This window comes from Mycolicibacterium sp. P4_G11 (assembly GCF_056555145.1).
Genome location: NZ_JBFUJW010000006.1, coordinates 531100 through 551267, shown reverse-complemented (window position 1 = coordinate 551267; position 20168 = coordinate 531100). Strand labels below are relative to the sequence as shown.

Sequence of the window (20168 nt, the reverse complement as noted above, 5' to 3'; positions counted from 1 at the left end):
GTCCTCTCTGATCACGAAATCTTGTAGTCGCTCAACGGAAATTCGGACGCTTCGCGGATCGCCGTCTCGGTGGACGACGGACGCAGCAGCGTGGGCTCACCCGCGGGGTTGAAGTAGTACGAGTGGGCGCTGGCGCAGTTGCCGAGGGTGAACAGCGAGTCGCCGAGCAGTTCGGTCATCCGGTCCAGGAAGGCCGTGTTGGCTTCCTCGGTGACCTCGAACGTCGTCGCGCCGCGCGCCTTGACCTCGGTGAAAAGCCGGTCCATCAGGCGCATCTGGTACTCCATGGTGTTGAAGAAGTTCAACCCAAGGAAGGCGTATGGGCTGGCCAGGCTCAGGTAGTTCGGGAAGTAGGGCATCGACACACCCTGGTAGGCCTGGAAACGCGTTTCGCGCCACCACTTTCCGAGATCGCGGCCCTCGCGGCCGATCACCTCGATGGCGGGGAAGTTGGCCTCCCACAGGTCGAAACCGGTGGCGAGCACGAGCGTGTCGATCTCGACCTTGACGCCGTCGTTGCCGACGATCCCGTCGGCCTCGACCCGGTCGATGCCGGCATCCTGCAGGTGCACGTTGGGCCGGTTGAAGGCCTGGTAGTAGCCGTTGCTGAAAGTCGGCCGCTTGCAACCGAAGTCGTAGTCCGGGGTCAGCCGGCGCCGCAGGTCCTTGTCACGGATGACGAAGAACCGGTGCATCTTCGACAGGTCGGAGGCCGAGACGTTGAAGCGGCCCCGGAACATGCCGTAGTGCCGGACCCCGACGGACACCATGACCTCATAGATGGAGTCGGTGAGCCAGCGAAGAACGCGCTGCGTCAACGGGAATCGGGCGAACATCTTCTTGGCCCGGGCACCGAAACGCGGATCGATCTTGGGCACCACCCAGATCGGCGTCCGCTGGAACACCGTCAGATCGGCGGCCGTCTTGGCGAGCTCGGGGATCAGCTGCACCGCGGTGGCGCCGGTACCGATGACCGCGACGCGCTTGCCCGCCGGGTCGTAGTCGTCGTCCCAGTCGGTGGTGTGGATGACGCGGCCGGTGAACGTCTCGATGCCCGGAATCGCGGGGATGTTCGGCTGGGACAGGAAGCCGGTGGCCGTGATCAGGTACCGGGCGCTGAGGGTCTCGCCGCCGTCGACGTTGATGCGCCACAGCGAGGCGTCCTCGTCCCAGCGGGCGCCGTCGACCACGACGTTGAACCGGATGTGCCGGCGCACGTCGTACTTGGCGGCGACGTCGTCGGCGTACCGCTTGATCTCCGGGCCCGGCGTGAACAGGCGCGACCAGTTCGGGTTGGGCTCGAAGAAGTACGAGTAGGTGGTGGTGGGCACGTCGACCGCGAGGCCCGGGTAGTGGTTGACGTACCAGGTGCCGCCGAGGTCGTCCTCACGCTCGAGGATGGTGAAATTGTCGATCCCGAGGCGTTTGAGCTGGATGGCCGCGCCGATACCGGCGAATCCCGCGCCGACGATGACCGCGTCGAACTGCTGCGTCGTCATATTCAGACGGTACCTCAGGTACCGCTTCGGGTAATGAGTCCAATGGCTCTAGTAACCGCCAGTGCGGGCACGTCCAGGGTCTTGGATCCGAGGTCATGGCGGGCGCCGGTGATCTCGACGATCTCGGTGGGCGCGGGGATCAGGGCGGCGGCGGCTGTGAGCTCGGCGATGGTGCCGAACGGGTCGGCGGTGCCGTGCGTGAAGACCGTCGGGACCGCGATCTGGGGCAGGTGCTCGGTGCGGGCCCGCTCGGGCTTGCCGGGCGGGTGCAGGGGATAGGAGGACAGGGCGAGGACGGCCAGATCGGCACCGTCGGCCGCGACCATCGAGGTCATCCGGCCGCCGTAGGAATGGCCGCCCGCGATCACGGGGCCGGCGGTCAGGGTGTGGGCCAGCTCGATGGCCTCGGCGATGCCCTGCTGGTCGGACGCCGCCGAGTTCGACGGCGGGCCTTTCGGCCGGCGACGGCGATACGGCAGGTCGTAGCGGATGGCCAGCCAGCCGTGGCGCGCCCACTCATCGCAGAGTCGGATGATCAGCGGGGCGTCGCGGTTACTGCCCGCACCGTGCGTGAGCAGCACCGTACCTTTGGGCGTGCCGTCGGGTTCGTGCGCGACGCCCGCGATGGCGTCAAGATCCATGACTCAACCGGAAGAGCGCGTTCACCGGACCGTGGCCGTGGCCCAACGGGTAGGCCGCCCGCAGGCATTCCGTCACCCAGCTCTTGCCGAACGCCACCGCGTCAGGCACCGAAAAACCATGTGCCAGTGCGCAAGCCGTGGAGGCGGCGAGGGTGTCGCCGGCGCCGTGGTCATGGCCGGTGTCGATGCGCTCGGTGGTGAACTCGTAGAACTCCGTGCCGTCGTACAGCAGGTCCGGGCTGTGGTCGCTGGACCGCAGATGACCACCCTTGACCAGCGCCCACTTCGGGCCCAGGTCGTGCAGGGCCTTGGCCGCGTCGCGCTGAGTCGACGCATCCACCACTTCGATGCCGGTGATCAGCCGGACCTCGTCGAGGTTCGGCGTCACCAGGGTGGCGATCGGAAACAGCTGGGTGCGAACCGAATTCAGCGCGCTCGGGTGCAGCAGCGGGTCGCCGTGCATGGACGCGCACACGGGGTCGACGACCAACGGGATGTCACCGTCGAGGCTCTGCCAGGTCTCGGCGACCACACCGATGATCTCGGCCGACGCCAGCATCCCGGTCTTGGCGGCCTGGATACCGATGTCTTCGACGACCGCGGTGATCTGCCCGCTGATGATGTCCAGCGGCAGCTCGTGAAAAGCCTTCACCCCCACCGAGTTCTGCACCGTCACCGCCGCGACGGCGACGCAGCCGTGCACGCCGAGCATCGCGAAGGTACGCAGGTCGGCCTGGATACCGGCGCCACCGCCGGAATCCGAGCCGGCGATGGTCATCACCCGCAGTGGGGTCTCGCCGGCGGGGGTGAGCGGAAGCATGGAAGCCAACTTAGCGTGCTCCCCTCAGTCGCTGTCGCTGATGCAGTAGATGCTGTCGGAGCCGTCGATGCCGCCACTGAGCGACACGTGGATGTCGCCGGAACTGCCGGCGCGGTGGACGGCGACGGTGACAACCGGGCTGTCGGTGTCGCCGTTCGACTTTATGGAATTGGCCTCGAACGACGTCACTTTTCCGAGGAGTTGTTCCGCGACCACCGACAAGTTGTTGCATTTCAATCGGTACTTCGACTCGACATCGTCGGGATTGACGGGTTTGCCGACGACCCGAGACAGGTACCGCTGCACGATGTACTCGGCGTCCTCGGGTGTCAGGTGATTTCCCGCGCCGGCCGGGTGCACGTACGGGCAGGCGTAACCCGACCGGATCTCACTGCGCCGCACCGAGACGCTCGTGGTCTCGTCCTGCCAGATCACCGCGAATTGGCCATCGATGCCCGGCTGCGCGACCGCAGCGAGAATCGGAGCTCGGTCTGCGTACATGTGGTTGGCTCGGTCCGGAGCGACGGTCCAGCACTTCGCGACGACGTCGCCGGTGCTGAGGGACACGAGGTCGCCAACCCAACGGCGTAAGGCAACGGCCGCTGCCGGCTGGCCGGGTACTTCACCGACAACCACCGCCTGTTGCGCCGCCGTGCTGTGCGAAGTACTGGGGGTGGTTGTCGGTGACGTTCCGGGAGGGCTGCCCAGGGTGTTGGTGCAGGCTGCGACAACCGCCGTAAGTGCAAGAGTCGCAGCCTGTTTGAACATCGGGCGCGTCAGGCCATCGGCAGATACACGCGGTTGCCGTTGTCGGCGAACTCCTGTGATTTCTCGGCCATGCCCCGCTCGATGTCGTCAGGGGCCACGCCATCCGGGTACGCGTCGCGGATGTCCTGTGTGATGCGCATCGAGCAGAACTTCGGCCCGCACATCGAGCAGAAGTGCGCGGTCTTGGCGGGCTCGGCCGGCAGCGTCTCGTCGTGGTACTCGCGGGCGGTGTCCGGGTCGAGCGACAGCGCGAACTGGTCGTGCCAGCGGAACTCGAAGCGGGCCTGAGACAGCGCGTTGTCGCGGTCCTGCGCGCCGGGGTGGCCCTTGGCCAGGTCAGCGGCGTGCGCGGCGATCTTGTAGGCGATCACCCCGTCCTTGACGTCCTTGCGGTTTGGCAGGCCCAGGTGTTCCTTCGGGGTGACGTAGCACAGCATCGCGGTCCCGGCCTGAGCGATGATCGCCGCGCCGATGGCCGAGGTGATGTGGTCGTACGCCGGCGCGATGTCCGTCGCCAGCGGCCCCAGGGTGTAGAACGGGGCCTCCTCGCACAGCTCTTCTTCCAGCCGGACGTTCTCGACGATCTTGTGCATCGGGACGTGGCCGGGGCCTTCGATCATCACCTGCACGCCATGGGATTTCGCGATCTTGGTGAGCTCGCCAAGGGTGGTCAGCTCGGCGAACTGGGCCTCGTCGTTGGCGTCGGCGATCGAGCCGGGACGCAGGCCGTCACCGAGGGAGAAGGTGACGTCGTAGCGCCGCAGGATCTCGCAGAGCTCTTCGAAGTGCGTGTACAGGAACGACTCCTGGTGGTGCGCCAGGCACCACGCCGCCATGATCGAGCCGCCGCGCGACACGATGCCGGTGACGCGCTTGACCGTCAGCGGGATGTAGCGCAGCAGCACGCCGGCGTGCACCGTCATGTAGTCGACGCCCTGCTCGCACTGCTCGATGACGGTGTCGCGGTAGAGCTCCCAGGTCAGCAGCGTCGGATCGCCGTTGACCTTCTCCAGCGCCTGGTAGATCGGCACGGTGCCGACCGGGACGGGGGAGTTGCGCAGGATCCACTCGCGGGTCAAGTGGATGTCCTTGCCGGTGGACAGGTCCATGATGTTGTCGGCACCCCAGCGGGTGGCCCACACCATCTTGTCGACCTCCTCGGTGATCGACGATGTCACCGCCGAGTTGCCGATGTTCGCGTTGACCTTGACCTTGAACGCCTTGCCGATGATCATCGGCTCGCTCTCGGGGTGGTTGTGGTTGGCCGGGATCACCGCGCGACCGCGGGCCACCTCGTCGCGCACCAACTCGGCGGGCATGCCTTCACGCACCGCGATGAAGGCCATCTCGGCGGTGATCTCGCCGTTGCGGGCGCGCTCCAGCTGGGTGCCGCGGTCCTTGACGACGCCGGGACGGGCGGGCAGGCCCTTCTCCAGGTCGATGGTGGCGGTCTCGTCGGTGTACGGACCCGAGGTGTCGTACAGGTCGAGGTGCTCGCCGTTGGTCAGGTTGACCCGCCGGAACGGGACCTTTCCGCCGTCGGGCAGCTCCCGGTAAACCTTGGTGCTGCCCTGGATCGGGCCGCACGAAAGCTCGTTGAATACGGCAATTGCAGTCATCTGCTTACTCCCTACGCCGGCATTACCCGGTCAGGTTCATACGGTCGACGGCGCCATACAGCCGTCCTCTCAGCGCACCAAGGTGTGCGCTCCCGCGCGGACGTTGTTCACCGTAGCCGATCGCCGCAGGAAGGCAAGGGTGCGTCGTTGGTCGGTGAATCGAATTGTCATGAGGTCGTTTGTATAGCTAACATATGTTTTTCTGATATTGGAGCGAAGACCGACTGATGACGACTGACACCGAGCTCAGAGCAACCGCGCGCCGGCGCGTCCAGATGGACCACGACCATCCCCGCTACAAGTGGGTGGTGCTGTCCAACACCACGCTGGGCATCCTGCTGGCCTCGATCAACGCGTCGATCGTGCTGATCTCGCTGCCGGCCATCTTCCGGGGCATCGGGTTGAACCCGCTGGCGCCTGGCAACGTCAGCTACCTGCTGTGGATGCTGATGGGCTACCTCGTGGTGACGGCCGTGCTGGTGGTGCCGTTCGGCCGCCTCGGTGACATGTACGGCCGGGTCCGTATCTACAACATCGGTTTCGTCGTCTTCACCTTCGCTGCGGTGGCGTTGTCATTCGATCCGTTCCATCTCGGCGGCGGCGCGGTGTGGCTCATCGCCTGGCGCGTGATTCAGGGCATCGGTGGAGCCATGCTGATGGCGTCGTCATCGGCGATCCTGACCGACGCCTTCCCGGCCAACCAGCGCGGCATGGCACTCGGCGTGAACATGGTGGCTGCGGTGGCCGGTTCGTTCCTCGGTCTGCTGATCGGCGGGTTCCTCTCGGAGTGGGAGTGGAAGGCCGTGTTCTGGGTCGGCGTCCCGATCGGCATCATCGGCACCATCTGGAGCTACCGCTCGCTGCATGAATTGGGCTCCCGCTCGCCGGGCCGGATGGACTGGGCCGGCACCGCGACGTTCGGCGTGGGCTTGACGGTGCTGCTGCTCGGCATCACGTATGGCATTCAGCCGTACGGCAATTCGCCGACGGGCTGGGGCAACCCGGCGGTGCTGGGATCGATCGCCGTCGGCCTGCTGCTGTTGGTCGCCTTCTGCGTCGTCGAGCTCAAAGTCGAGTCGCCGATGGTCGACATGCGGCTGTTCAAGTCGGCGACGTTCGGCATGGGCAACCTGGCCGGGCTGATGTCGTCGGTGGGCCGCGGCGGGCTGCAGTTCATGCTGATCATCTGGCTGCAAGGCATCTGGCTGCCCCTGCACGGCTACGACTTCGAATCGACCCCGCTGTGGGCAGGTATCTATCTGCTGCCGGCCACGGTCGGCTTCCTGGTCGCGGCGCCGGTCGCCGGTACCTTGTCCGACCGGCTCGGCGCCCGGCCCCTGGCGGTCGGCGGCATGCTGCTGATGGCGGTGACTTTCGTTGCCCTGCTGATGATCCCGGTCAACTTCGAGTACTGGGAATTCGCGCTGCTGGTGTTCCTCAACGGCGTCGGCGGCGGCATCTTCACCGCGCCCAACGCCGCGGCCATCATGTCGAGCGTGCCGGCCTCTCAACGGGGCGCGGCGTCGGGCGTTCGGTCGACGTTCTTCAACGCCGGCAACTCGCTGTCGATCGGTATCTTCTTCTCGCTCATGATCGTGGGGCTGGCCAACACGTTGCCGTCCGCACTGTCCAGCGGCCTTCAGCAGCAAGGGGTTTCGGCTGACGTCGCGCGCCAGGTGGCCGAACTGCCGCCGGTGGGCAGCTTGTTCGCGGCCTTCCTCGGCTACAACCCCATCGGCGAATTGCTGGCCCCGTTCCATGCCTTGCAGCAGCCCGGCGTCAATGCCGCCACGCTGACCGGCCAGTCATTCTTCCCGCAGTTGATCACCGAACCGTTCCATTCCGGACTGGCCGTGGTGTTCGGTGCGGCGGCGATCATGATGCTGCTCGGCGCGGTGGCGTCGATGTTCAATCCGGGCACTTACGCCACGGAGCCCGGCGCCGACAACGAGGCCTGATTTTTCCCACCGCCGAGTGGCCACTTAGAGCACGGAATCTGACAGAAACCGTGCCCTAGGTGGCCACTCGTCGCTGGTCAGGGCGACGGCCGCGACTGTGCCATTGACAAATGGCACAGTTGGTGGTGATCTAGTCGGCGTGACGGAAACTGACCGGGCAACGCTGCCCGAGGTACCCAGCCGCGCAACGTTGCGCTCGACGCTCTCGGCCACCGTGGCCCGTTGGACCCTGGGCAATCTGACCAGCGTCATCCCCATGAACCAGCCCGGTGTCTGGTTCGGGCGCGGGCTCATCGCCACCATCATGGAGACCTTCGGTTCCATGCCCGGCGGCACCAGGATCATCCCGGTTCGTACGCCCGATATGCGGGGCGAATGGGTGCTGGGGCCGGGGGTGGAATTCGGCAGCCGTGCCGGCTACTACGTGCACGGCAGTGCGTATGTCATCTGCTCGGCGCGTACCCACCGCAAGCTGGTGGCGCGGTTGTCCGAGGCGACCGGCCTGCCGATGTTCGTGGTGGACTACCGACTGGCCCCCGAACACCGCTTCCCGACCGCGGCCGAAGACGTCGAAGCCGGCTACCGGTGGCTGCTGTCGGAAGGCTATGCGGCCTCCGACATCGTCATGGGCGCCGACTCGGCCGGCGGCCACCTCACCTGCGACATGCTGCTGGCGCACGCCGGCGACGCGGACTTCCGGCCCGCGGGCGTCGTGCTGTTCTCTCCGCTGATCGACGTGACGCTCGGGCTCGCGCTGGAGCAGGAAAAGGCGACGTACCGCGATCCGGCGATGTCCGCCACCGCCGCCGCGCGCATGGTCGGGCTGTACACCCAGGGGCAGAACCTGACCGATCCGCGCCTGCGGCTCGACTTCGCGAAAGCTGATCTGTTGCCGCCCATGCTGATTCAGGTCGGTGGTTTCGAGATGCTGCGCGCCGACGCCCGCTACCTCGATGCCGAACTCCGCCGGGCCGGTGGCACCAGCACGCTCGAGGTCTGGCCGGGCATGGTCCATGTCTTCCAGGCACTGCCGCATCTGGCCCCCGAAGCCGCACCGGCACTGCGCCGTGCCGCGGCCTTCATCGCCGATGCCTACAAGCGAAGCAACGAACTCGAAGAGGTGTGCTGATGATCGGCATCGACACGATACTCAATGTCTTTCGCGGCCAACGCCGCTCGGACAAGGCGAAGGCGGTGGTCACCGGCGCCGGCAGCGGTATCGGGCGGTCGTTCGCCCTCGAACTCGCCCGGCGCGGTGGTGAGATCATCTGCGCGGACATCAGCATGGAGCGGGCGCAGGAAACCGTGGCGCTGATCGGCCAGCTGCCGACCGGCAAGGGCCACGCCGTGCAGTGCGACGTCGCCGACCGCACCGCCATCGAGCTGCTGGCCAAGCAGTCGCAGGAGATTTTCGGCGGCGCACCGACCCTGGTGATCAACAACGCCGGCGTCGGCATCGGTGGAAAACCGGTGGGCGACATCGGTTTCGAGGACTGGGACTGGGCACTCGGCATCAACCTGTGGGGCGTGGTGTACGGCTGTGAGGTCTTCACCCCGCTGCTGCGCGAGGCCGGCAAGGGCGGCATCATCAACGTGGCCTCGGCCGCCGGATTCGCCGCCGCACCGTCGATGGCCGCCTACAACGTCTCCAAGGCCGGCGTGATGTCGCTGTCCGAAACGTTGTCGGCGGAATTGAACGGCACAGGCGTCGCGGTGACGGTGCTGTGTCCCACCTTCGTGAAGACGAACGTCGCGCGAGACGGGCGCATCACGCCAGGATCGTCGAACCTCGCCGAGCAGCTCATGCGATGGACCGGGTTGTCTCCCGACAACGTCGCCGCCCGCACTCTCGATGCCCACGACGGCGGCCGGCTGTACGTGGTACCGCAGTTCGACGCCAACGTCATCTGGCATCTCAAACGTCATTTCCCCGCGCTGTACACCCATGGCGCCGGACTGCTGAACCGAATCCTCCCCGAGAACTGAAAGGAACCGATCATGGCAATGGATCTCGATGAGATGCTGCAGAAGATCAAGGACAAGCAGTGGGCCCTGGTCGACATCGACTGGGACGCACCGGGAGCCGAGTTGATCGAGCCCGAACTGTGGGCCAAGCTCAAGCCGTTCATGACGGATCTGATGTGGATCGAGAACGTCGGCGCCCGTGGCTTCGCCGCGCTGGCCAAGAAGGCCCCGACCCCGACGCTCAAGAGCATCTACGAGCACTTCCACGCGGAGGAACAGAAGCACGCCAACGCCGAACTGGCGCTGATGCGGCGCTGGGGCATGCTCGACAATGACGAGGTCCCGCCGCCGAGTGTCAACGTACAGCTGGTGATCACCTGGCTGGACAAGTTCGCGGACGGTATGGCGCTGTCGATCCTCGGCACCGTCATCCCCATGCTGGAGGTGGCTCTCGACGGTGCGCTGATCAAATTCATCACCGAAGAGGTCAGAGATCCGGTGGCGCAGGAGGTCTTCAAGCGCATCAACTCCGATGAATCCCGTCACCTCGCGGTCGATTTCGAGGTGATGGACATCCTGGGGCATGCCGGTACGCGCAAGCTGCTGGTCGACTTTGTCGGCAGCTGGCTGAACCCGGCGCTGGTGATCGGCACGTTGAGCTACTTCCCCTTGCTCAACAAGATGCGCGACAACATCGTTGCCATGGGCGTCAACGAAGAGCGGCTGTACCAGGCGATGCGCCGCTTCCGGAGTGTCGGTGAGCGAAGCGAATACGTGCACCGGGTGCCGATGTACCGGTTCATCTCCTGGCACAGCAAGAAGGTGATCGACCGCACCTCGAAGTACCACTGGCTGGCGGACTCGCTGGTGAAGGTGACGGGCGTGATCCCGATGCCGCTGATTCGGAACACGCCGACCTGGTCGGACGAGATGACCTACGAGCCGGTGGCCTGATCATGACCATCTCTACTGCCATCATCGGTGCCGGGTTCGCCGGCATCGGCGCCGCCATCCGGCTCAAAGACCAGGGCATCACCGATTTCGAGATCTTCGAACGCGGCACCCGGGTCGGCGGTACCTGGCGCGACAACACGTATCCCGGTGCGGCGTGCGACATTCCGTCGCGCCTGTACTCGTACAGCTTCGCGCCCAACCCGGACTGGTCGCACACCTACTCGGCCAGCGATGAGATCCTCGGGTACATCGACAGCATGGTCGAATCCTCGGGCATCGCACCGCATATCCGGTTCGGCCACAACGTGACCGGCGTCGAGTTCGACGAGGTGGCGGGGGAGTGGACCGTCAACTTCGAAGGTCGTGAACCGGTCCGGGCGCGCACCGTCATCGTCGCCTCCGGGCCGCTGGCGAACGCGAGCTTCCCGAAGATCGACGGCATCGAGACCTACGAGGGCCACAAGATCCACAGTGCCCGTTGGGATCATGACTACGACTTCACCGGGAAGAAGGTCGCCGTCGTCGGCACCGGCGCCAGCGGCGTGCAGATCGTCCCGGAACTGGTCAAGGTCGCCAAGTCGGTCAAGGTGTTCCAGCGCACGCCCGGCTGGGTGATCCCCCGGATCAACGGCTCCACCAGCGGCTGGATGAAGCGGATCTACAAGGACGTGCCGTTCGCCGAGAAGATTGCCCGGTCGGCCTGGTTCTGGGGCCATGAGTCGGTCGCGCTCGGCGTGGTGTGGGACAGCCCGTTCACCCGGGTGGTCGAAGCGCTGAGCCTGGCGAATCTGCGTATGCAGGTGAAGGATCCGTGGCTGCGGCGGCAACTCACACCCGACTTCTCGGCCGGCTGCAAGCGGCTACTGATGACCCGCGACTACTACCCTGCGCTGCAGGCCGACAATTGCAAGCTGGTGACCTGGCCCATTTCCCGTTTGTCGCCCAAGGGAATTCGGACCGTCGAAGGCATCGAGCACCAATTCGACGCCATCGTGTTCGCCACCGGCTTCGAGGTGTCCAAGCAGGGCACCCCGTTCCCCGTCATCGGCATCGACGGCCGGGAGCTCAGCGCGGAATGGAGCCGGGGCGCCTACGCCTACCGCAGCGTCGCGGTATCCGGTTATCCCAACCTGTATTTCACCTTCGGACCCAACTCGGGCCCCGGCCACAGCTCGGCGCTGGTGTACATGGAGGCGCAGATCGACTACATCGTCGAGGCGATCTCCAAGCTGCTGCAGTTCGGCTGGAAATCGCTCGACGTGCGTCCCGAGGTGCAGGCCCGCTACAACGAGGACATCCAGCAGCGGCTGCAGTCGACGACGTGGAACTCCGGTTGCCAGAGCTGGTACGTGACCGACGACGGCTTCAACGCGACTATGTTCCCGGGGTTCGCCACCCAGTACGTCAACCAGCTGAAGGCGGTCAATCTGCACGACTTCAAGATCACGGCCGCGGCGAGCCGCGAAAACGACCCGACGCAGACCGTCGGTGCGACCGCCGCGACCGCATAGAATCCGCTGGTGGCTGAGTACCGGATCGACGACCTCGCACGCGAAGCGGGGACGACAACCCGGAACGTCCGCGTCTACCAGGAGAACGGCCTGCTGCCCCGGCCTCAGCGCCGGGGCCGGGTCGCTATCTACACCGACCGGCACCTGAGCCAGTTGCAAGCCATCGTCCGGCTGCTCAGCGAGGGCTTCACCGTCAAACACATCTTGAAGTTCATCACCGGCCTGCAGCGCGGCGAGGGGCTGGTCGAGGTGCTGGACCTGGCGGAGCTCGAGGAGCTGGTGATCTCGCCGTGGTCGAATCCCGAGTCGCAGACCATGACGCGCGAAGAGCTGCAGATGCAGCTCGGCCGGCTGGACGGCGCGACGGAGAAACGGCTGGTCGCCGGCGGCATCATCGAGCCGACGGACGACAAGGACTCGTTCCTGGTGCCCGACCGCCGGGTGATCGACGACTTCGCCAGGCTCATCTCCCGCGGCATGCCGTTGGCCGCGATCCTGAAGACCACCACGGCGGTCGACAAGAAGCTCGACGACGCGGCCCGTGCCATGACCCGGGCCGGTCATACCGAGGTGGTCCGGCAACGGGGGACGGGCTGGTATCCCAGCAACGACGTCGAACTTGCCTGGGCTGCCGACCTGATCGATGCCATGCGGCGGGTATCTCGCCGTTCCGCTCACGCCAGCCTTGATCGCGCGTTGGATGAAGCTGTGCGTGCCGAGTTGCGGCAATACCAAGAGGAGGCGAAAAATCACGGCGCACCCCTAGAACGGAAGGCGTGAGTGATGGCGCGGGCAAACAAGCACGAGCAGTCTCCAGGCAAGCCCAGGCGCGGGCCGAGGACGCTCGTCCAAGCGGTGTTCGCGTTGATGGAGGACGTAGCCGAGCTACGGAAGTCGGCTCAGTTCATCGCGGAGAATATCGCCGAGCTGAGCGTGAGCGCTGCGGGCATCGACCGGCACGCGGAACTGATCGCCAGCCAGATCACCAGCCTGACCGAGGCCGCGGCCGGTATCGACACCTCCGCCGAGAAGATCGCCTTCGGTGCCAATTCGATCGCCGCCACGCTGCCGAGTCTGCAGCGGCTCGCCGAGGTCGTCGAACCGCTGGACAACACCGTGGCCCGGCTCGGGTGGTTCGTCGACCGGATTCCGGGCGGAAAACGTAGCTAGTCGTCAATTCCCGTTCTGGCAGAACGGAATTCGTCCGGGGTCGTCAATTTCGATACCCGTGCCGATCGGCTATTGCCACCCGCCGGACATCGGAGGAACGTATATCGGTGGACCGGCGGCGCCGCTGGGGCGCTGCCCCGATATATAGAGGGGGTGGGTCGTGTACGCACGCTCTACCACTATTCATGCACAACCCTCGGCTATCGACGCAGGAGTGGCTCACCTCCGCGATGAAGTGATGCCCCAACTCCAAGAGCTCGAAGGGTTCGTCGGTATGTCGCTGCTCACCGATCGAGAATCGGGTCGGTGCATCGCCACCACGGCATATGAGTCCGAGGAGGCCATGAACGCCCTCGCTGAGCGGGTTCGGCCGATCCGCGCACGGGCCATCGAGATGTTCGGCGGCGCAGCGACCGTCGACGAGTGGGACATCGCCGTCATGCACCGCGCGCACCAAATCCCCGAGGGCGCGTGCGCGCGGGTGACCTGGGGACATGCCGATCCGGCGAACGCCGATGCCGCGATCGACTACTTCAGGTCGAACATCGTGCCCGACACCGAGGCACTCGAAGGCTTCTGCAGCGTCAGCCTGATGGTCGATCGGGCCACCGGTCGCGGCGTGTCATGCACGACGTTCGACAGCCGAGAAGCCATGGCGCGCAACCGCGCCCAGGCGCAGACGATCAAAGAATCGAGACTGCCCGAAGCCGGTGCGACCGAACTCGACGAGGGCGAGTTCGACGTGGCCTTCGCCCATCTGCGGGTGCCTGAACTGGTTTAGGCATAGGCGCCGAACCGACCCGAGGACCGGATCAGAACGGTGCCGGGTCGCGTTCGGCTGCCCCGTGGGTGCGAGCCAAGAATCTCCCAAGCGCCGGGCTGCATGCTTCATTCACAAATCAGCAGCAGATCGACGACAGCGTCGACGACCAAGCAGAGAGGTTGAGTTCCATGACGCGACGAATCGCACGACTGGCCGCGGCGGCACTGTTGTCCAGCGGGATGAGTCTGGCCGCCTTCGGATTTAGCATCGGCACCGCCCAAGCAGAGCCCTCCTCGGGTACCTGGTGTCCGGGCCAGCCGGTCCCCGGAGGCTTCACCGAGGTTGACTGGGACTGGACGACCTGCCACCGCTACAACTTGGTACACCGCGGAATGCCACCCCAGGTCGTTGGCATGACCGCGGAAGACGGTTGGTACGGCGGCCACCCCCACTACCGCACAGTCGCGGGCGAGAACACCAACGCGACCTGCCAATTCCTGGGGTGCCCGTAGCTACGACCGGCAGGGCTGAGGACAACACGGTTCCCGATTCCAGTGCTACGTCGAGTGTGCGGGATTTGTACGCAGATTTCGTGTTTGGGCCTCGAAAGCTACACACTCGGCGTAGGGGTGTCGCGAACATGACTAGCTGCCGCAGTCTGGTCGACAGCTCCACCCCGAAACTGAGCCGGCGCATCGACGGTCAGCGCACGGCGATCACCCAGCTTTTCGCGAACTATCTGCGCCGTGCGTCCTTGCCGCCGGCAATGGATATCGAGGTGACCGCCCACGTCGTTTTCACCCTGTTGTGGGAGGCGGGCCGCCTGTCGTTGTCCGAACCCGGCATCTTCACGCGTGCACGGCTGCTCACCTTCGCGCGCACGATCATCGCCGAACATTTCGAAAACCCCGCCGCACTCGGCGAATAGCAGGCGGCCCAGCCCACCTAAGCGTCGACGGTCGCGGGAACGGGCGTCGAGTGTGTCGTCGCGGCCATGGGCTTGCTCGGCCACCAGATGCGGTTGCCGATCATGGCCATGGCTGCCGGCACCAGCACGGTGCGCACCAGGGTGATGTCGATCAGCAGGCCGACGCCGATGGTGAACCCGATCTGCAGCAGGTTCATCACTCGGCCGCTCATCAACGCGAACATGGTGAGCGCGAAGACGATTCCGGCGGTGGTGATGACGCTGCCGGTGCTGCCGAAGCTGCGCATGATGCCGCGGATCATGCCGTCGCCGGACTCTTCGCGGATGCGTGCGGCGAACAGCATGCTGTAATCCGCGCCGACGGCGATGAGCGCCATGAAGGACACCGGGAACACCGACCAGTCCACGTCGACCCCGATGAGGTGCTGCCACACCAGCACACTGAATCCGGCGGCGGCAGCGAACGACAGCGTCACCACGGCAACCATGAACACCGGCGCGAGGATGCTGCGCAACAGCGCGATCAACACCAGCAGCACACCCAGGATCGCCACGACGCCGTATAGGGCGAAGTCGTGCCACACCTGGTCGCGCATGTCGGCCGAGAGTGTAGCCAGTCCTGTGCTGGCGAAATGTGCATTCTGCAAAGAAGTTTCAGAGGCGGCCTGAACCGCGGCCGGAGCCAGTGCACGCGACGCGTCCAGCGCCTGGGCGCTGTACGGATTGATCTTCCAGACCACCAGCATGCGCGCCGTCTTGCCGTCGGGGGAGAACAGCAGGTCCTGCGCGGCCCGGAACTTCGGGTCGGAAAAGCCTTGCGGCGGCAGGTAGAAGCCGCTCGCCGGGCCGTCGGTGGTGTGCGTGCTCAGGGTTGTCAGGTAGTCCGTCGCCTGGCCGAGTCCGTCGGTGAGCCGGCCTGACATGTCGACCACCCGGTCGACGCCGCCCTTGACCTGATCGAGCCCGACCGCGAGGCGGGTCATCCCGGCGCTGAGCTGATCGGCGCCACGGACCAGCTCGGTCAGCTGGACGCGCGCCTGCGCCGGCGAACCACCCGGCAGGTTCGAGACCATTTTCTGCAACGTGGCCAAGGCATCTCGGATGGCCGGCTCGGCGGCGCGCACCTTCTCGACGGTGACCTGGGGGATTGCGCTGAGGCGCTGGGTCTGCACCAGTGCGCGGCTGACCGCGCCGTTGGAGATGGCGTCGAGGTCGGCGATGTCCGCCCGGGCGCGGCTGCACACCGGGTTCATCAGGCAGTCCGGTCCGGGTTGCGGATCCAGCGCGGCGCCGAGTGCCGAACTCACCAGCCGGCCGGCGTCGGCGACCTGTGCGTTGCCGTCGATGGCCTGCAACGCGGCATCGAGCAATCCGGTGGAGGAGCTGAGATCGGCCAATGCCGAGCGGACATCCACGGTGCCGTCGGTCAGCGTCGACAGCCCCGCACCGGCGGCCTGGTATCCGTCGAGTACCTGATGGGCCAGCCCGGTCACTTGCTTTATGCCCGAGACCAGTTGGGGAATCTGGGTCACCGCGGAGGCGGCGCCATCGCGCAGCTGAGCCGCACCGGAGTCGAGCCGGTGTATATCGGGGACGGCCTTGTTGACCTGGTTCTTGGCATCGCCCAGCCGGTCGGCCACAATGCCGGCCTGGTAACCGATGGTGGTCTGCGGCAACTGCTTTCCGGCTGGCCGGGTCATCGAGCGCACGTAGGCGATCTCGGGCATGCCGGCGATGCGGCCGGCGACGCGGTCGAGTGCGGCCAGGTCGTCGGTGTTCCGCATGTCATGGTCGGCCGAGACGATCAGGTACTCCGGCGCCGCCTCGTTGACACCCCAGTGCGCATAGGTTTTCTGGTAGCCGATGGCGCTCTCGGTGTCGTCGAGCTGCATGGAGTTCTCGTCGAAGTTCACCCGGAAAGTCGTGAGAACCATTGCGGAACTGAGCAGTATCACCAGCGATGCGGCCACCAGCACTCCCGACCGGCGGATCATGGTCGACCCGATACGGCGCCAGCGGCGGTCGTTGAGGGGCCGTGGTTCGGCCAGGCCACGCCCGCCGAGGATCGACAGCAGGGCGTAGGGCAGGGACATCGAGACGGCCAGGCCGACGACGATCGCGATGGCGATCGGTGGGCCCGCGGCCTTGAACATGCCCAGCTCGGTGAACCCCATGGCCGTGGCGGCTGCTGCGATGGTCAACATCGACGCGATCAGGATGCCCGAAACCCGCTGTCCGGCTTGAGCTATCGCATCGTCGACGGGCACCTGGGCGCGCCGCGCTTCGTGATAGCCGGCCAGGATGAAGATGGCGTAGTCGGTGGCGGCGCCGAGCAGCATCGCGGTCATCAGGGAGATGGTGAAGTTCGAGACGGTGAGTACCCCGGCCATGCCAAGCAGCGACACGATCGGGCGGGCCACGCCGAGGGCGATGCCGATGGTCAGCAACGGAACCATCGCAGTGGCCAGGGACCGATAGACCATCAGCAGCACCAGGGTGATCAGCAGGACGGACACCGCGGTGATGATCAGCAGCGAAAAGTCCATGGCGCTGAACAGATCGGCCAATGTCGGTGACGGTCCCGTGAGGTACACCCCGACCCCGGGCGGTTTGGGTAGGGCCTGGAGCTGATTGCGGACCTCGATGGTGTTCTTGTGTGCCTTGGTGGACCCGACGTCACCGGTGCCGGCCATCACCAGGTTGATCGCCTTGTGGTCCGGGCTGAGCGCGATGTCGCGCAACTGCGGGTTGTCGTAGGTGTCGAGCACGTAGGCGACGTTGGCCTTGTCGCGCTGCAGGGTGGCGACGATGTCCCGGTACAGGGCTTCGTCAGCCGCGTTGATGCCACGCTCGTCGACCAGCACCACGCTGCCCACGGCGGACGACCGCGGGACGCCGAATGCGTCGGACATCTCGCGCAGCGTCTGCGCGGCCTTGATGTTCGTGGGCATGAACGGCGCGGAGTGGGCTGCGACGGTCTGTTCGAGCTGGGGGATGGCCACGTTGAGAAGCCCGGCCACCGCGATCCAGAAGCCGATGACCAACCACGCCCATTTGGCACAGAAACGGCTGGTTGCAGCGAAAAACCTGCTGTTGTGCCCCACCGGGACCCCCTCGATTCGAGACCGGAACTACACCGTTCGGTCTACTATTGGAGGGAGACGCTAGTAGACCGAACGGTATGCGAACAATGCCGTAGGACAGGGAGATGCATCACATGAGTGCCCGCGACCGGCTCGTCGTCACAGCCATCGATCTGATTCGGCGCCAGGGCGTTTCGGGTACGGGACTCAGTCAGCTGCTCGAACGCAGCGGTACCGCACGCCGGTCGCTCTACCTGAATTTCCCTGGCGGCAAGGCCGAACTCGTGGCTGACGCGACCGTGACGGCGGGCAACATGCTCGCAGACGGCATCGACCGGCTGATCGGTGAGCGGGGCCCGGTCGGCGCCGTACGGGCCTTCGTCGAGATGTGGATCGCGAATCTGACCAGTAGCGACTTCGAGATCGGCTGCCCGATCGTCGCGGCCGCGCTCGGCCGCAGTGAGGCACCCGGAGCGGCCGACGCCGCCGGTGAGGTCTTCCTCGACTGGGAGCGCCGGATCGCTGCCGGGCTGGAATCCGCTGGGCTGTCAGCCGACGATGCGGCCCGTCAGGCGACGCTGACCGTGGCGGCGGTGGAGGGCGCCATTGTGATGTCGCAGTCGACCAAGTCAGAACTGCCGCTACGCCGGGTCGAGGAAGCGCTTGTCGAGTCGGTGGAGCAACTCCTGCGTTAGGCGGACTGCGCGGGTGGTACGTCGGTGGCCGTGCCCGAAAGGCACTCGTCGATGAAACTGGCCATCCGCGCGTACGCCCGACGGCTCTCGGGCAGCCCGGGAAATATGGCCGGGAACGCGTGGAGCTGACTGGGCCAGGCCATGACCTCGCAGGAGCGCCCCGCGTGGTGCAGCCTGTCCTGCATCCGCTCGGCGTCGCACAGCAGTGATTCCGTTGCGGAGACGACGATCAGGGACGGCGGCATCGCATCCATGGGGCCGGACACCGGCTCCAACTGGTCGAGATTTCCAGTGGGGCAGATGCGCTCGGTGATAACCGGGAAGCCGGCGGCAATCCCGAAGACGTCCGTCGACGCGGTCGAATGCGCAGCGCGCGCGGCGTTGTTCAATTCCAGCAGGGGCGAAATGCCGACCACCCCTGCGGGACTCGGGAGCCCGTGCTTCGGAGCCTGCTGCGCGGTGGCGAACGCCAGGAATCCGCCGGCCGAGTCGCCGGCGATGATCACTTTGGCTGGATCGACGCCCCGGCTCAGCAGCTCGCGGTAGGCGCCGAGGCAGTCCTGGATGGTGGTCTCCAGATCGACCTCGGGGTACTGCCGATACTCGATGTGTACCAACGGCAATCGCGTGACGCGCGAGAGGGCGGCGACGGCACGCAGGTGGGTGTTCAGATCACCGAGGACGAATCCGCCGCCGTGGAAATAGAGGATGACCCCGTCGGTGATCGGCGCGTCGACGTCAGCGGGCGAAACCCACTCGGCCGGCAGATCGTTCCAGGGTTCGGCGACCAATCGAACGCCGCGCGGCAGTCGACGCCGCTGCAGACTGGCGAGCCGGTTGACGTTCTGCCCCACCCGCACGATCCGGCGTGACGTGGCCTCGTACCCAGCCTTGGTCAGCGCGCGAATCAGGATGCGGGCCAAGAACAATGACGCAAAGAAGTGGATGATGCGGGCGCGCAGGCTGGCCGGTTCAGTGGCATGGACAATCGGGAGGGCTGCCATCTACTTCTCCAATTCCACGAGCACGGGTGCATGATCGCTGGGCTGCTTGCCCTTTCGTTCCTCGCGGACGATCTCGCCGTGAGTGACGCGGGCTGCGAATTCCGGTGAGCCCAGCACGAAGTCGATGCGCATGCCCTGCTTCTTGGGGAACCTCAGCTGGGTGTAGTCCCAGTAGGTGTAGACCCCCGGACCCGGGGTGAACGGGCGCACCACGTCCGCGAATCCGGCGTCGTTCATGGCGCGGAACGCCGCGCGCTCCGGCTCGGAGACATGTGTCGAATCCTGGAACTCGGCCATGTCCCAGACGTCCTCGTCGGTCGGCGCGATGTTCCAGTCGCCCATCAGGGCCAGTGGCAACGACGGGTTGTCCGCCAGCCAGCCGGTCGCGGTATCCCGCAGGGCGGAAAGCCATTTCAGCTTGTACGGCAGGTGCGGGTCGTCCAGCGTCCGGCCGTTGGGCACATACAGGCTCCACACCCGGACCCCGCCGCAGGTGGCGCCGATGGCGCGGGCCTCGTCGGCGTCCTGCCACTGAGGTTGGCCGGTGAAACCGACCTGGACGTCATCGAGTCCGACGCGGGACGCGATCGCCACACCGTTCCACTGGCTGAGTCCGACATGCGCCACTTCGTATCCCAGCGCCGCGAACGGCATGGTCGGGAACTGGTCGTCCTTGCACTTGGTTTCCTGCATGGCCAGCACGTCGACGTCCGCGCGGGACAACCAGTCCGTGACCCGGTCGACCCGGGTACGGATGGAGTTGACGTTCCAGGTGGCGATACGCATGACG

General features: G+C 66.0%; 19 protein-coding genes and 1 riboswitch. Of the genes, 11 read left to right on the top strand and 8 right to left on the bottom strand.

From position 1 onward, the window contains the following. Positions 1-11 precede the first annotated feature (11 nt). The 5 genes from AC1U2B_RS16980 to thiC form a co-directional block, all read right to left on the bottom strand. Positions 12-1499 carry a flavin-containing monooxygenase gene (locus AC1U2B_RS16980; RefSeq protein ID WP_480217645.1) on the bottom strand — a complete coding sequence of 496 codons (1488 nt, stop codon included), beginning with the start codon at positions 1497-1499 and terminating at the stop codon, positions 12-14. Positions 1500-1513: 14 nt separating this feature from the next. Next, complete coding sequence (locus AC1U2B_RS16975) at positions 1514-2140, bottom strand: alpha/beta hydrolase family protein (protein WP_480217644.1); 627 nt, start codon at positions 2138-2140, stop codon at positions 1514-1516. Beyond that, positions 2130-2960: a bifunctional hydroxymethylpyrimidine kinase/phosphomethylpyrimidine kinase gene (thiD, locus tag AC1U2B_RS16970; protein ID WP_480217643.1), complete on the bottom strand. Its 831-nt coding sequence runs from the start codon at positions 2958-2960 to the stop codon at positions 2130-2132. The genes AC1U2B_RS16975 and thiD overlap by 11 nt, the downstream gene beginning before the upstream one ends. Before the next feature lie 24 nt (positions 2961-2984). Next, positions 2985-3527 (bottom strand): hypothetical protein, encoded by a 543-nt coding sequence (locus tag AC1U2B_RS16965; protein WP_480217642.1) that lies wholly within the window; start codon positions 3525-3527, stop codon positions 2985-2987. 209 nt (positions 3528-3736) lie between these two features. Then, positions 3737-5347: a phosphomethylpyrimidine synthase ThiC gene (gene thiC / locus AC1U2B_RS16960; RefSeq protein ID WP_480217641.1), complete on the bottom strand. Its 1611-nt coding sequence runs from the start codon at positions 5345-5347 to the stop codon at positions 3737-3739. Next, positions 5339-5453: riboswitch (TPP riboswitch) on the bottom strand. It overlaps the preceding gene by 9 nt. A 121-nt stretch (positions 5454-5574) precedes the next feature. Here thiC and AC1U2B_RS16955 point away from each other — a divergent pair. The 10 genes from AC1U2B_RS16955 to AC1U2B_RS16910 all read left to right on the top strand — a co-directional run bounded on the left by AC1U2B_RS16955 (position 5575) and on the right by AC1U2B_RS16910 (position 14596). Next, the gene (locus tag AC1U2B_RS16955) at positions 5575-7305 is read left to right on the top strand and encodes an MFS transporter (RefSeq protein WP_480217640.1); all 1731 of its coding nucleotides are present in this window, start codon (positions 5575-5577) and stop codon (positions 7303-7305) included. A 139-nt stretch (positions 7306-7444) separates the two neighbouring features. Beyond that, positions 7445-8434 carry an alpha/beta hydrolase gene (locus tag AC1U2B_RS16950; protein ID WP_480217639.1) on the top strand — a complete coding sequence of 330 codons (990 nt, stop codon included), beginning with the start codon at positions 7445-7447 and terminating at the stop codon, positions 8432-8434. Next, positions 8434-9291, top strand: coding sequence for an SDR family NAD(P)-dependent oxidoreductase (locus AC1U2B_RS16945; RefSeq protein ID WP_480217638.1), 858 nt, complete (start codon positions 8434-8436; stop codon positions 9289-9291). The genes AC1U2B_RS16950 and AC1U2B_RS16945 overlap by 1 nt, the downstream gene beginning before the upstream one ends. A gap of 12 nt (positions 9292-9303) precedes the next feature. After that, positions 9304-10224 (top strand): ferritin-like domain-containing protein, encoded by a 921-nt coding sequence (locus AC1U2B_RS16940; protein WP_480217637.1) that lies wholly within the window; start codon positions 9304-9306, stop codon positions 10222-10224. A 2-nt stretch (positions 10225-10226) separates the two neighbouring features. Further along, positions 10227-11735 (top strand): flavin-containing monooxygenase, encoded by a 1509-nt coding sequence (locus tag AC1U2B_RS16935; protein ID WP_480217636.1) that lies wholly within the window; start codon positions 10227-10229, stop codon positions 11733-11735. 9 nt (positions 11736-11744) lie between these two features. Then, positions 11745-12515 carry a MerR family transcriptional regulator gene (locus AC1U2B_RS16930; RefSeq protein WP_480217635.1) on the top strand — a complete coding sequence of 257 codons (771 nt, stop codon included), beginning with the start codon at positions 11745-11747 and terminating at the stop codon, positions 12513-12515. A gap of 3 nt (positions 12516-12518) precedes the next feature. Beyond that, positions 12519-12905, top strand: coding sequence for a hypothetical protein (locus AC1U2B_RS16925; RefSeq protein WP_480217634.1), 387 nt, complete (start codon positions 12519-12521; stop codon positions 12903-12905). Positions 12906-13065: 160 nt separating this feature from the next. Continuing rightward, the gene (locus AC1U2B_RS16920; protein WP_480217633.1) at positions 13066-13686 is read left to right on the top strand and encodes a hypothetical protein; all 621 of its coding nucleotides are present in this window, start codon (positions 13066-13068) and stop codon (positions 13684-13686) included. Between the two features lie 170 nt (positions 13687-13856). Further along, positions 13857-14180 carry a hypothetical protein gene (locus AC1U2B_RS16915; RefSeq protein ID WP_480217632.1) on the top strand — a complete coding sequence of 108 codons (324 nt, stop codon included), beginning with the start codon at positions 13857-13859 and terminating at the stop codon, positions 14178-14180. A gap of 128 nt (positions 14181-14308) precedes the next feature. Further along, positions 14309-14596, top strand: a complete 288-nt coding sequence (locus tag AC1U2B_RS16910) for a hypothetical protein (protein ID WP_480217631.1) — start codon at positions 14309-14311, stop codon at positions 14594-14596. Between the two features lie 17 nt (positions 14597-14613). Here the strand turns inward: AC1U2B_RS16910 and AC1U2B_RS16905 are convergent, their stop codons facing one another. Continuing rightward, complete coding sequence (locus AC1U2B_RS16905) at positions 14614-17700, bottom strand: MMPL family transporter (protein WP_480217630.1); 3087 nt, start codon at positions 17698-17700, stop codon at positions 14614-14616. A gap of 113 nt (positions 17701-17813) precedes the next feature. Here AC1U2B_RS16905 and AC1U2B_RS16900 point away from each other — a divergent pair, with 113 nt between their 5' ends. Further along, the gene (locus tag AC1U2B_RS16900; RefSeq protein WP_043402029.1) at positions 17814-18374 is read left to right on the top strand and encodes a TetR/AcrR family transcriptional regulator; all 561 of its coding nucleotides are present in this window, start codon (positions 17814-17816) and stop codon (positions 18372-18374) included. On the opposite strand, the gene AC1U2B_RS16895 is transcribed toward AC1U2B_RS16900, so the two are convergent. Continuing rightward, positions 18371-19378 carry an alpha/beta hydrolase gene (locus AC1U2B_RS16895; RefSeq protein ID WP_480217629.1) on the bottom strand — a complete coding sequence of 336 codons (1008 nt, stop codon included), beginning with the start codon at positions 19376-19378 and terminating at the stop codon, positions 18371-18373. The genes AC1U2B_RS16900 and AC1U2B_RS16895 overlap by 4 nt on opposite strands. Then, positions 19379-20164 (bottom strand): exodeoxyribonuclease III, encoded by a 786-nt coding sequence (locus AC1U2B_RS16890; RefSeq protein ID WP_480217628.1) that lies wholly within the window; start codon positions 20162-20164, stop codon positions 19379-19381. Positions 20165-20168: the final 4 nt, after the last annotated feature.

Excerpts from the sequence above, each read along its gene's own strand:
- AC1U2B_RS16900 (WP_043402029.1), top strand. The coding sequence starts at position 17,814 with ATGAGTGCCCGCGACCGGCTCGTCGTCACAGCCATCGATCTGATTCGG.
- AC1U2B_RS16890 (WP_480217628.1), bottom strand. The coding sequence starts at position 20,164 with ATGCGTATCGCCACCTGGAACGTCAACTCCATCCGTACCCGGGTCGAC.
- AC1U2B_RS16940 (WP_480217637.1), top strand. The coding sequence starts at position 9,304 with ATGGCAATGGATCTCGATGAGATGCTGCAGAAGATCAAGGACAAGCAG.
- AC1U2B_RS16980 (WP_480217645.1), bottom strand. The coding sequence starts at position 1,499 with ATGACGACGCAGCAGTTCGACGCGGTCATCGTCGGCGCGGGATTCGCC.
- AC1U2B_RS16935 (WP_480217636.1), top strand. The coding sequence starts at position 10,227 with ATGACCATCTCTACTGCCATCATCGGTGCCGGGTTCGCCGGCATCGGC.
- AC1U2B_RS16915 (WP_480217632.1), top strand. The coding sequence starts at position 13,857 with ATGACGCGACGAATCGCACGACTGGCCGCGGCGGCACTGTTGTCCAGC.
- AC1U2B_RS16910 (WP_480217631.1), top strand. The coding sequence starts at position 14,309 with ATGACTAGCTGCCGCAGTCTGGTCGACAGCTCCACCCCGAAACTGAGC.
- AC1U2B_RS16955 (WP_480217640.1), top strand. The coding sequence starts at position 5,575 with ATGACGACTGACACCGAGCTCAGAGCAACCGCGCGCCGGCGCGTCCAG.
- thiC (WP_480217641.1), bottom strand. The coding sequence starts at position 5,347 with ATGACTGCAATTGCCGTATTCAACGAGCTTTCGTGCGGCCCGATCCAG.
- AC1U2B_RS16975 (WP_480217644.1), bottom strand. The coding sequence starts at position 2,140 with ATGGATCTTGACGCCATCGCGGGCGTCGCGCACGAACCCGACGGCACG.
- thiD (WP_480217643.1), bottom strand. The coding sequence starts at position 2,960 with ATGCTTCCGCTCACCCCCGCCGGCGAGACCCCACTGCGGGTGATGACC.
- AC1U2B_RS16945 (WP_480217638.1), top strand. The coding sequence starts at position 8,434 with ATGATCGGCATCGACACGATACTCAATGTCTTTCGCGGCCAACGCCGC.
- AC1U2B_RS16895 (WP_480217629.1), bottom strand. The coding sequence starts at position 19,378 with ATGGCAGCCCTCCCGATTGTCCATGCCACTGAACCGGCCAGCCTGCGC.
- AC1U2B_RS16925 (WP_480217634.1), top strand. The coding sequence starts at position 12,519 with ATGGCGCGGGCAAACAAGCACGAGCAGTCTCCAGGCAAGCCCAGGCGC.